The organism is Streptomyces sp. NPDC087787, from assembly GCF_044743035.1.
Lineage (GTDB): Bacteria > Actinomycetota > Actinomycetes > Streptomycetales > Streptomycetaceae > Streptomyces.
In genome coordinates this window covers 287409-298278 of record NZ_JBIUVQ010000007.1, presented here as the reverse complement: position 1 = coordinate 298278, position 10870 = coordinate 287409, and the positions used below count along the sequence as shown (strand labels likewise).

Below are 10870 nucleotides of genomic sequence, written 5' to 3'. Positions count from 1 at the left end.
CGCGGCCCGACTTCTCGATTCCCGCTCGATCGGCGCCCGGCAGGTGGTTGTGCGTGCACCTGCGGGGCCGTGCGGATGGGTGTAGTCCGGAAGTGTGAGCTGGCGGCAGCGATATGCGCACTGGCATCGCCCACGGCAGGCCGGTGATGTCCTGCTGGCGCTTCCGCTCACCCTGATCGTGGCCATCGTGCTGGCCGATGTACTGACCCCGTCGCACCATCTGCCGACGGGGCCGTCGCTGTTGATCGTGGCACCCGCGCTCGCCGCGTCCTTCGCCTCGACCTTCGTCACCGGGGCGATCGCCGCTGTCGCGGTGGTGGGCATGCTGGTCATCGGGCTGGAAAACCACATGCTGGGCAAGATGGACTTCGAGTCGCAGATCATCGCCCTCGTGATGGTTTCGGTGCTCGTGACGGTCTTCCGCTTTCTGCGGGAGCGGCATGCCCGTGAGCTGGCGGCGGTGCGAACGGTGTCGGAGGCCACACAGCGGGTGGTGCTGCGGCCGCTGCCACGGCGGTTCGGCCCGCTGCGGGTGGCATCGATGTATCTGGCGGCGCAGGCACAGTCCCTGATCGGCGGCGACCTGTACGCGGCCATCCGCACGCCCACGGGCACCCGGCTGATCATCGGGGATGTGATGGGCAAGGGCCTGACCGCGATCAGTGACGCCGCCCTGCTGCTGGGCGCCTTCCGCGAGGCCGCACACCGCCAGGCCGGCCTGCCCGAGCTCGCGGCCTACCTGGACCACAGCGTGTGCTGGCACCTGGCCGAACCCACCGAGGTCGAGACAGCCGGGGAGTGCTTCATCACCGCCGCCGTCCTCGACATCCCCGACGAGCACCCCCTGGTCCAGATGGTCACCTGCGGGCACCCCCCACCCCTGCTGTTGCGCGACTGGCAGGCCATCACGCTGCGCGCCACCCATCCCGCGCCGCCGCTGGGTCTGGGTGAGCTGACCCGCCCCGACTACCGTGTCGACACCTTCGCCCTGGAGCCCGGGGATGTGCTGCTGCTGCACACCGACGGCGTGCTCGAGGCCCGTAACGCCCGGGGCGCCTTCTACCCACTGGCCGAACGGGCCGCCTCGTGGGCACACCACAGACCCTCGGCACTGCTCCGCCACCTGCGCGCCGACCTGCTCGCCCACGTCGGCGGACACCTGACCGACGACGTCGCCGTGGTCGCCGTCCAACGCACCCTCGAGCCGGCACCCACCGCCGCGGCTCCCGCCCACGACAGCGCCGGTCGGCCCGCGCCCCGCCCCGCCTCCCACGGCTGACGTGAGAGCCCAGGGCGGACGGAAAGGTCACCGACCGGCCGCTCCCCCGGTCCGACAGCGGGGGGCGGCACTTGCGGTGGCGGAGACATCCCCGGCCCCGCCCGGGAATGTCAGGCCTTGTGCTGCATGCCGCGCCGCGCGGGGCTTCCTTGCTCAGCGGCCTTCGGGTCCTTCTCGTCGGCCTTGGAGCGCACGCCGTCGGCAATGCGCTTGCCGATCGTCTCGTCGATGTTCGACCAGTACGTGAAGGCCCGCTCCAGGACCGGTTCGCTGACCCCGTTGAGGAGGTGTCCGACGACGTTGTCGACCAGACGGTCCCGGGCGGCGTCGTCCAGGACCTGGCGGACCAGTGTGCCGGGCTGCCCCCAGTCGTCGTCCTCGGCATGGGAGGTGTACGCGGCGCGGACGATCTCGCCGTCGGCCGTCCAGCTGGGCGGGGGGCCGAAGTGGGCGGGGTCGGCGGCAGGACCGCCCTTGGAGTTCGGGGCGTACACCGGATCAGTGGTCTTCCGGTACGCCATCGCCCCGTCCTTCGAGTAGGAGTGGACGTCGACGATGGGCGCGTTCACGGGAAGCTGCTGGTAGTTGGCGCCGATGCGGTGCCGGTGGGCGTCCGCGTAGGAGAACAGCCGGGCCAGCAGCATGCGGTCAGGGCTCGGCCCGATCCCGGGAATGAAGTTGTTGGGCTGGAACGCCGCCTGCTCGATCTCCGCGTGGTTGTCGGTCGGATTGCGGTCCAGGGTCATCCGGCCGACCGGAATGAGCGGGTAGTCGCCGTGCGGCCACACCTTGGTGAGGTCGAACGGGTTGAAGCGGTAGTGCGCGGCCTCCGCGTAGGGCATGACCTGCACGTACAGGGTCCAGCTGGGGAAGTCGCCGTCACGGATGTGCTCGAAGAGATCGCGCATGTGGTAGTCCGTGTCGGCGGCGGCCATCTGGTCGCCCTCGTGCTGGGTGAAGAACTCGATCCCCTGGTCGGTCTTGAAGTGGTATTTCACCCAGAACCGGTCACCCTTGGCGTTGATCCACATGTAGGTGTGGGAGGTGTAGCCGTTCATGTGGCGCCAGGTGCGGGGGATGCCGCGGTCTCCCATCAGCCAGGTCACCTGGTGCGCGGACTCCGGCGAGAGCGTCCAGAAGTCCCACTGCATGTCGTGGTCGCGCAGGTTGTTGTCCGCGCGGCGCTTCTGGGAACGGATGAAGTGCTGGAACTTCATCGGGTCCTTCACGAAGAACACCGGCGTGTTGTTGCCGACCATGTCGTAGTTGCCGTCGGTGGTGTAGAACTTCACCGCGAAGCCGCGAGGGTCGCGCCAGGTGTCGGGGCTGCCCCGCTCGCCGGCGACCGTCGAGAAGCGAATGACCAGGTCGGTGCGGGTGCCCGGCTGGAAAACGGTTGCCATGGTGTAGGCGCTGACGTCCTCGGTCACCTCGAAGTGGCCGAAGGCGCCGCTCCCCTTGGCGTGAGGCTGGCGTTCGGGAATCCGCTCCCGGTTGAACTGGGCCATCTGCTCGATCAGGTAGGCGTCCTGCAGCAGGACCGGCCCGCCCGGTCCGAGGGTGAGAGAGTGCTCATCACTCTCCACCGGAGCGCCGGAGTCCGTCGTGGTGGCGGGATGGAACTCCGTCATGAGTCTGACCTTTCGTCGTGCCGGTCCTCCATGAACCTCACACTCGCGTGACCGCTGGAACCGGCCCTAAACACGACGCCGTCGAATGTGGTGCCAGGTTGTTTTCGGTCCCGGCTGTCACGCTTGGTTACCATTGAGGTTTCCCGGCTTGCGCCGCATCGGAGCTGACCGTGGAATGTAGGGCAAGCGACGCCGGGGGCATTGGAAGATGATGAGAGAGGTCACTGCAACCCACTACATCGAGCCCCTGCGGTCCGGCGGCTCCGTGCCGGGAGTCGTCGAGGCCGACGACCTGGGGACGTACGTGGTCAAGTTCACCGGCTCCGCGCAGGGGCACAAGGCGCTGGTCGCCGAGGTCATCGTGGGTGAGCTGGCGCGCGCCCTCGGACTGCGCTTTCCCGAACTGGTCCTCGTGCACTTCGACCCCGCGCTCGCCGCGCACGAACCGCACCAGGAGGTGCGCGACCTGCTCGACGCGAGCCCGGGCGTGAACCTCGGCATGGACTATCTGCCGGGTGCCGCGGACTTCACCCCCGAGGTCGCCGAGCACTTCCCGGTGGACCCCGTGGAGGCGGGCCGGATCGTCTGGCTGGACGCGCTGACCGTGAACGTGGACCGCACCGTCCACAGCTCCAACCTGATGGTGTGGCCGACCCTCGGCACCGCGCCGCCGCGCCTGTGGCTCATCGACCACGGCGCGGCCCTGGTCTTCCACCACCGCTGGGACGCCTCGGATCCGGGGAAGGCGTCGGATCCGGCGAAGGCCTACGACTTCCGCCATCACGCCCTCGGCCGGTACGCGCCGGACGTGCGGGCCGCCGACGCCGAACTGGCCCCCAGGGTGACCCGCGAGCTGCTGCGGTCCGTCCTCGCCGAGGTGCCGGACGCCTGGCTCGCCGACGAGCCCGGCTTCGCCACCGCGGACGAGGCCCGGCAGGCCTACGTCGACTACCTGGCCGCCCGAGTCGGGGCGTCCCCGGCCTGGCTGCCCACCGACTTCCCCACCCGCGAGGAGCTGGCGGCGGAGGAGTCCCGGCGGGCGGCGCGGACCCGGGCGGGCCGCCCGGACTGGCTCAGGACCGTCCCCGACCTGCACGGCAGGCCGGCCGCCGCACAGGACTGGTCCGTGCACCTGGGATGAGCCGGAGCGCGGACCGGTCCTGTGCGGCGGCCCCGGAGAGTTCCGGGGCCACGTGGCGCGGTGCGGGGGTCAGCCCTTGAGCTGCTGGTACGCCGGCAGGGTCAGGAAGTCGGCGTAGTCCTCGTCGAGGGAGACCTGGAGCAGCAGGTCGTGGGCCTGCTGCCAGTGGCCGGCGGCGAAGGCCTCGTCGCCGATCTCCTCGCGGATGTTCCGCAGTTCCTCGTCGGCGACCTTGCGGGCCAGTTCCGGCGTGACCTTCTCGCCGTTCTCGAACTCGACACCGGCGTTGATCCACTGCCAGATCTGCGAGCGGGAGATCTCCGCGGTGGCCGCGTCCTCCATCAGGTTGAAGATCGCCACCGCGCCCAGACCGCGCAGCCAGGCCTCGATGTAGCGGATGCCGACCTGGACGGCGTTGACCAGGCCCGCGTACGTCGGCCTCGCGTCGAGGGAGTCGATCGCGATCAGGTCGGCCGCCTCGACGTGCACGTCCTCGCGCAGCCGGTCCTTCTGGTTCGGCTTGTCGCCGAGGACCTTGTCGAAGGACTCCGCGCAGATCGGCACCAGGTCGGGGTGGGCCACCCAGGAGCCGTCGAAGCCGTCGCCGGCCTCGCGGTCCTTGTCGGCGCGGACCTTCTCGAAGGCCACCTTGTTGACCTCGGCGTCCCGGCGGGAGGGGATGAAGGCCGCCATGCCGCCGATGGCGTGCGCGCCGCGCTTGTGGCAGGTGCGCACGAGGAGTTCGGTGTAGGCGCGCATGAACGGCGCCGTCATCGTGACCGCGTTGCGGTCCGGCAGGACGAACCTGGCCCCGCCGTCACGGAAGTTCTTGACGATGGAGAACAGGTAGTCCCAGCGGCCCGCGTTCAGCCCGGCCGCGTGGTCGCGCAGTTCGTAGAGGATCTCCTCCATCTCGTACGCGGCCGTGATCGTCTCGATCAGGACGGTGGCGCGGACGGTGCCCTGCGGGATGCCGACGTAGTCCTGGGCGAAGACGAACACGTCGTTCCACAGCCGCGCCTCCAGGTGCGACTCCGTCTTCGGCAGGTAGAAGTACGGGCCCTTGCCGAGGTCGAGCAGACGCTTGGCGTTGTGGAAGAAGTACAGGCCGAAGTCGACGAGGCCGCCGGGCACCTGGGTGCCGTCCGCGTCCACGAGGTGACGTTCGTTCAGGTGCCAGCCGCGCGGGCGCATGACGACCGTGGCGAGTTCCCCGTTCGGGCGCAGCGCGTAGGACTTGCCGGAGCCGGGGTCCGTGAAGTCGATGTTCCGGGTGTAGGCGTCGATCAGGTTGAGCTGGCCGAGGACGACGTTCTCCCAGGTGGGGGCGGAGGCGTCCTCGAAGTCGGCGAGCCAGACCTTCGCGCCCGAGTTGAGCGCGTTGATGGTCATCTTGCGGTCGGTGGGGCCGGTGATCTCGACCCGGCGGTCGTTGAGGGCCGCGGGGGCGGGGGCCACCCGCCAGGAGTCGTCCGCGCGGATCGCGGCCGTCTCCGGGAGGAAGTCGAGCGTGGAGGTGCGGGCGATCTCGGCGCGGCGCTCCGCACGGCGGGCGAGGAGTTCGTCGCGGCGCGGTGTGAATCGCCGGTGCAACTCGGCCACGAAGGCGAGCGCCGCGTCGGAGAGGACCTCATCCTGCCGGGGCAGGGGCTCGGCGTCGACGATGGCCAGCGGGGACGGCGCTGGTGCGGACATGAGCTGTCACTTCCTTCGGGGGAGCTTCTTCAGCGAACCACGTTCAGTGCCACCTTGCCGTGGCACCGGATGCCCATGGCCATGAAAGCGGCATACCGCACCCGGGGAGCGACGGGTGCTTCTGAAATGTGGATAGTAGTTTCCTCATGGTGGAAGTTCAAGATGTGTTGATGTCGAGAATCTTCGGGTCGAGCGAAGGTGGCGCTCGGTGCCGTACCGCTCACTCAAGGTGGCCCAGGTCGGCCTCGGTGTCGATGTCGTACGCCCGTGCCACGTCCCCGCACTCGACGAGGGTGATCGATCCCTCGTGCGCCCTCAGATAGGCGCGTGCCCCCCGGTCGCCGGTCGCACTCTCCGCCACGCCGCCCCAGTGGGCCGCCCCGAGCAGCACCGGATGGCCGCGCACGCCGTCGTACGCGGCCGAGACCAGCGAGCTCTCGTCCCGGTACGCGGCCCGCACCCGGGCCACCGCCTCCGCGCTCACGCCGGGCTGGTCCACGAGCAGGACCAGGGCGGCCCGCGCCCTCGTGCCGGCGAGGGAGTCCAGCCCGGCCCGCAGTGAGGAGCCCATGCCCCGCTCCCAGTGCGGGTTGTCCACGAGCACGCAGCCGGGCAGCTCCGCGCGCTGCCGGACCTCGGCCGACCGTGCGCCCAGGACCACGTGGACGCGCTCGCATCCGGCCGCCCGCAGGGCCGCGACCGCGTGCTCCACCAGCGGCCGGCCCCGGTGCGCGAGCAGGGCCTTGGGCCGCCCGCCGAGCCGGCGCCCGCCGCCGGCCGCCAGCACCAGTCCCGCGATCTCGCCCTCTGTGCGTGTCATGGGTCCTGCATACCGCGCACCGGCCGCTGTCGAGCCGGTGTGCGGGGGCTGAATTTCGGTCCCCGCGGTGGCGCCTCCCGGTCCGGGTGGCGTTTACTGATCTGCGTCCCCCGGCGCCCGACCCGCTCCACAGGGATGTCCGACGGGACCACGGAGGGGACGGCGCACGACGGCGTGCGAGGGGGAGGGGCTGTGTTGCGGAGCTTGGACCGGCGGCCGGCGACCGGCGGCAAAGAGGATCCCAGGGTGACGGAACTGCGCACCGCGGTGGCCCGGCTGCGCCGCGAACTCGCCTCATATCCGGCGGAGTTCACCGACCGGGTCATCGCCGAGGACGAACTGGCCGCACTCGCCGCGATGACCACCCACGGAACCCCCGAACTCCCGCGCCTGCGCCGCTCGCTGCTCCTGATCGCCGGCTCCATCGGCTCGGTCAGCGCCCTGGCGTCCGGACTGTCCCAGGTGCGCACGGCGGTGGACCTGTTCGGCGAGCAGCCGCGAGGCTGACGAGCCGACGGCGACCGGGCACCTGCTCACGCCGGTGCCCGTGCCCGGAGAGCCGGGTTCCGCGCCGGCGGTCCCGTCCGAGGCCGTGTCCCTCACGGTCTCCGGCGCCGGATGAGGCCCCGCTCGGTCGCCGCCGCCACCGCCGCGGTGCGCGACTCCACGCCCAGCTTGGCGTAGACGTGCACCAGATGGGATTTCACCGTGGCCTGGCTCAGGAACAGGTGCTTGCTGATCTGAAGGTTCGACAGGCCGTCGCGGACCAGTTCCAGCACCTCCAGCTCGCGGCGGCTGAGCGCGGCCGCGGGCGTGCGCATGCGGTCCATCAGCCGGTGGGCGACCAGGGGCGCGAGGGCCGAGCGGCCGGAGGCGGCGGTGCGTACCGCGGCGGCCAGCTCCTGCGGCGGCGCGTCTTTCAGGAGGTAGCCGGCCGCGCCGGCCTCGACCGCGGCGAGGATGTCCGCGTCGGTGTCGTACGTGGTGAGCACCAGGACGCGCGGGGCGCCGGGCCGTGCGGTGATCGCCGCCGTCGCCTCCGCGCCGTGCGCTCCGCCCGGACCGAACTGCAGATCCATCAGCACCACGTCCACCCCGCCCGCCGCGGCCAGCTCCACGGCGCGTTCCGCCGTCGGCGCCTCCCCGGCGATCTCGAAGTCGGGCTCGGCGGACAGCACCGCCTTCAGGCCCGCGCGGACCACGGGATGGTCGTCCGCGAGCAGCAGCCGGATCGTCATGCGCCGCCCCCGGAGTCCGGATACGGCAGGGTGACCGCCACCGCGGTGCCCTGGCCGGGCGACGACTCCACGGTGAACGTCCCGCCCAGCGCCTCCGCCCGCGCGCGCATCGCGGGCAGCCCGAAACCGCCGTCCGCCGCCCGGCCGGGCCGTGCGGAGGCGTGCTCGGCACCGGGGTCGAAACCGGCACCGTCGTCGACGACGTCCAGCGCCACCGCCGTGTCCATGAAGCTCAGGGTGATCTCCGCGCGCTGGGCGCGGGCATGCCGCAGGGTGTTGCCGAGCGCCGACTGGGCGATCCTGAGCAGTGCCACCTCGTAGGGGGTGGGCAGCCCGGCCGGGGCGCCGCTCACCGTGAAGCGGACCTCGGGCGGGGCGGCCGGGCCCGAGCACAGCCGTTCCAGCGCTCCGGCCAGCGAGCCGCGTTCCAGGTCCGGAGGGATCAGCGCGTGCACGAAGCGGCGTGCCTCGGCGAGGTGTCCTGTGCGGTCGCGCGGGCCTGCTCGATGTGCGCGGCGGCCGGGGAGCCGTCGGGCAGCGCGCGCTGGGCGGCGCGCAGCAGGAGCTGGATGCTGGACAGGCCCTGGGCCAGCGTGTCGTGGATCTCCCGGGCCAGCCGCTCCCGTTCGGCGAGCGTGCCGGCGGCGCGCTCGGCGTCGGCCAGTTCGGCGCGGGTGGCCACCAGTTCCTCGATCAGCTCACGGCGCCGCTCGCTCTCCCGGTACAGCGCCTCGTAGCCGAGGACCGTGGCGACGGCCACCCCGGCGCCGAGCAGCGGGCCGATGAAGGCGCCCGCGCTCAGCCGTTCCCCGTGCCCGGTGAAACCGGCGATGGCCGCGCCCGCGGTCGCGGTGACCGCGGGCAGGCTCCAGCGCACGGGCAGCAGATGGAGCTGGAGGAAGTACAACGGGAAGGCCGCCCACACCGCTTCGGGCGAGAACGAGAGCAGCACCAGCCAGGCCGCGCAGAGCGCCGCCAGCCACACCGCGGCCACGCGCTGGGAGCGGTGGGTGGCCGGGCTCAGCGCGCCCCAGGCGAACACCGCTCCGGTCCCCAGCGCTGCCGCCACGGTGGCCGGGTCGTGCGCGCGGGCGGCGGCGAGCACGAGCAGGCCGGCGAACAGTGCGTACAGGCACAGGCGCAGGGTGACGACGACGGGGGAGCGGGGGCGGATGTCCATGACGGGTCCAGGGTAGGCGGGCGGGGCGGTGCGCCGGTCAACCGAAAGTTCGAAAGAGGGGTGCTTCCTTCGATCCGCGACGGCCGTGCCCCGGCGCGATGCCTGGCGGGGGCGGTGCGGCGCAGGGTGGACGGCATGTTCGTCGCATGGAGAGACCTGCGGTTCGCCAAGGGGCGGTTCGCCCTGATGGGAGCCGTCGTCACACTGATCACCCTGCTCGTGGGGCTGCTGTCCGGGCTCACCGCCGGGCTCGCCGAGGAGAACGTCTCGGCGGTGAGGGGCCTGCCCGCCGACCACCTCGCCTTCGCCGCGCCGCCCGGCGGCCGGCCGGTGTCGTTCACCGGTTCCTCGCTGCCGCCCGAGGCCGTCCGGCGGTGGGCGGAGCGCGTTCCGTACGCGGAGCCGGTCGCGATCCGCACGCTCGACGCGGCCGCCGGGAGCCGCACGGCGGCGGTGTCCGAGTTCGCCGTGCGTCCGTCGGCCGGCATCGCACCGGAAGGGGTGGCGCCCGGGCGGGCCGTGCTCTCCGCGAAGGCGGCTTCCGAGCTCGGCGTCGCCACCGGGGACCGGATCCGGCTCGGCTCCGCCACCTGGACCGTGGCGGCCGTGGCGGGCGGTGCCTCCTACAGTCACACACCCGTGGTGTGGACGGCGTGGGACGGCGGCCGGGCGACCGTGATCGCGCTGCGCACACGGGGCGCCGACGTCCCCGCCGGGGACCGGACCGCCGGCACGAAGACCCTCGCCAGAAACGACGCGCTGACCGCGATCGGCTCCTACCAGGCCGAGAACGGCTCGCTGCGACTGATGCGCGGCTTCCTGTTCGCCATCTCCGCGCTGGTCGTCGGGGCGTTCTTCACGGTGTGGACGATCCAGCGGTCCCCCGACATCGCCGTGCTCAAGGCGCTCGGCGCCTCCACCCGCCACCTGCTGCGCGACGCGCTGGGACAGGCCGCGGTGCTGCTCGCCGCCGGGACGCTGCTCGGCACCGGGCTCGCGGCCCTGACCGGTGCCCTGGTGCGGGGCGGCGCGATTCCCTTCGTACTCGATCCGCCGACCGTCCTGGTGCCCGCCGCGGTGATGGCCGCACTGGGTGTGCTGGGGGCCGGCCTGTCCGTCCGGCGGATCACCGCCGTCGACCCGCTGACCGCGCTGGGAGGCGTGCGATGAGCCTGTTCCTCGACGACATCACCCTGACCTATCCCGACGGCGACGGCCGGCTCACCGCCCTGGACCGGGTACGCCTGGAGGTGCCCGCGGGCACGGTCACGGCGGTGGCCGGGCCGTCCGGCTCGGGCAAGTCCAGCCTGCTCGCGGTCGCGGCCACGCTGATCACGCCGGACAGCGGACGCGTGTGCGTGGACGGTACGCCGACGGGGGAGCTGAGCGCCGGGGAGCGGGCGGTGCTGCGACGCCGCAGCATCGGGATCGTCTTCCAGCAGCCGAACCTGCTGCCGTCCCTGACGGCGGCGGAGCAGCTGGAGGTGATGGCCCGCCTCGACGGCCGCCGGCCGGCGGCGGGCCGGATCCGCGAACTCCTGGCCGCGGTGGGCCTCGCCGACCATGCGCACCGGCGCCCGCACCAGCTCTCCGGCGGCCAGCGCCAGCGCGTCAACATCGCGCGAGCGCTGATGAACGATCCTTCCGTCCTCCTGGTGGACGAGCCCACCAGCGCCCTCGACCACGAACGCGGCGCCGCCGTCATCGACCTGCTGGCCCGCCTCGCCCGTGCCCGCGGCACGGCGACCGTCCTCGTCACCCACGACCGCGCCCACCTGAGTGCGGCGGACGCGGTACGGGAGATGAGAGACGGCCGTCTGGAGCCGGTCGGCCGGGCGACGTGAGCCGGTCGGCCCGGGCGGGAGCCGGCCGGGCCGGGCCCGTTC

At 72.3% G+C, this 10870-nt stretch carries 9 protein-coding genes and 1 pseudogene; 5 read left to right on the top strand and 5 right to left on the bottom strand.

All coding sequences use genetic code 11. The features are described from left to right. Positions 1-94 precede the first annotated feature (94 nt). Positions 95-1279 carry a PP2C family protein-serine/threonine phosphatase gene (locus ACIOWN_RS14430; RefSeq protein ID WP_362354147.1) on the top strand — a complete coding sequence of 395 codons (1185 nt, stop codon included), beginning with the start codon at positions 95-97 and terminating at the stop codon, positions 1277-1279. Positions 1280-1389: 110 nt separating this feature from the next. Here ACIOWN_RS14430 and ACIOWN_RS14425 read toward each other — a convergent pair whose 3' ends face one another. After that, positions 1390-2910, bottom strand: coding sequence for a catalase (locus ACIOWN_RS14425; protein ID WP_362354145.1), 1521 nt, complete (start codon positions 2908-2910; stop codon positions 1390-1392). A 208-nt stretch (positions 2911-3118) separates the two neighbouring features. Between ACIOWN_RS14425 and ACIOWN_RS14420 the strand changes: the two genes are divergently transcribed. Next, positions 3119-4051, top strand: coding sequence for a HipA family kinase (locus ACIOWN_RS14420; RefSeq protein ID WP_362354143.1), 933 nt, complete (start codon positions 3119-3121; stop codon positions 4049-4051). 69 nt (positions 4052-4120) lie between these two features. On the opposite strand, the gene aceB is transcribed toward ACIOWN_RS14420, so the two are convergent. Both aceB and ACIOWN_RS14410 read right to left on the bottom strand, forming a co-directional pair. Beyond that, on the bottom strand, positions 4121-5746 hold the full coding sequence (aceB, locus tag ACIOWN_RS14415) for a malate synthase A (RefSeq protein WP_362354141.1): 1626 nt from the start codon (positions 5744-5746) through the stop codon (positions 4121-4123). Between the two features lie 220 nt (positions 5747-5966). Continuing rightward, positions 5967-6566 (bottom strand): nucleotidyltransferase family protein, encoded by a 600-nt coding sequence (locus ACIOWN_RS14410; RefSeq protein ID WP_362354139.1) that lies wholly within the window; start codon positions 6564-6566, stop codon positions 5967-5969. A 192-nt stretch (positions 6567-6758) separates the two neighbouring features. Between ACIOWN_RS14410 and ACIOWN_RS14405 the strand changes: the two genes are divergently transcribed. After that, positions 6759-7073 (top strand): DUF5955 family protein, encoded by a 315-nt coding sequence (locus tag ACIOWN_RS14405; protein WP_100566504.1) that lies wholly within the window; start codon positions 6759-6761, stop codon positions 7071-7073. A gap of 92 nt (positions 7074-7165) precedes the next feature. Here ACIOWN_RS14405 and ACIOWN_RS14400 read toward each other — a convergent pair whose 3' ends face one another. Together ACIOWN_RS14400 and ACIOWN_RS14395 are read right to left on the bottom strand one after the other, a co-directional pair. Further along, the gene (locus tag ACIOWN_RS14400) at positions 7166-7804 is read right to left on the bottom strand and encodes a response regulator transcription factor (RefSeq protein ID WP_100566505.1); all 639 of its coding nucleotides are present in this window, start codon (positions 7802-7804) and stop codon (positions 7166-7168) included. Beyond that, positions 7801-8984 (bottom strand): annotated as a pseudogene (locus tag ACIOWN_RS14395) (sensor histidine kinase). The gene ACIOWN_RS14400 and the pseudogene ACIOWN_RS14395 overlap by 4 nt, the downstream one beginning before the upstream one ends. Positions 8985-9119: 135 nt before the next feature. On the opposite strand from ACIOWN_RS14395, the gene ACIOWN_RS14390 reads away from it, so the two are divergent. Beyond that, positions 9120-10154 (top strand): ABC transporter permease, encoded by a 1035-nt coding sequence (locus tag ACIOWN_RS14390; RefSeq protein WP_401982355.1) that lies wholly within the window; start codon positions 9120-9122, stop codon positions 10152-10154. Next, a complete protein-coding gene (locus ACIOWN_RS14385; RefSeq protein ID WP_362354133.1) occupies positions 10151-10828 on the top strand; it encodes an ABC transporter ATP-binding protein in 678 nt (225 codons plus the stop codon). Before ACIOWN_RS14390 ends, ACIOWN_RS14385 begins: the two co-directional genes overlap by 4 nt. The last annotated feature ends 42 nt before the right edge of the window (positions 10829-10870 follow it).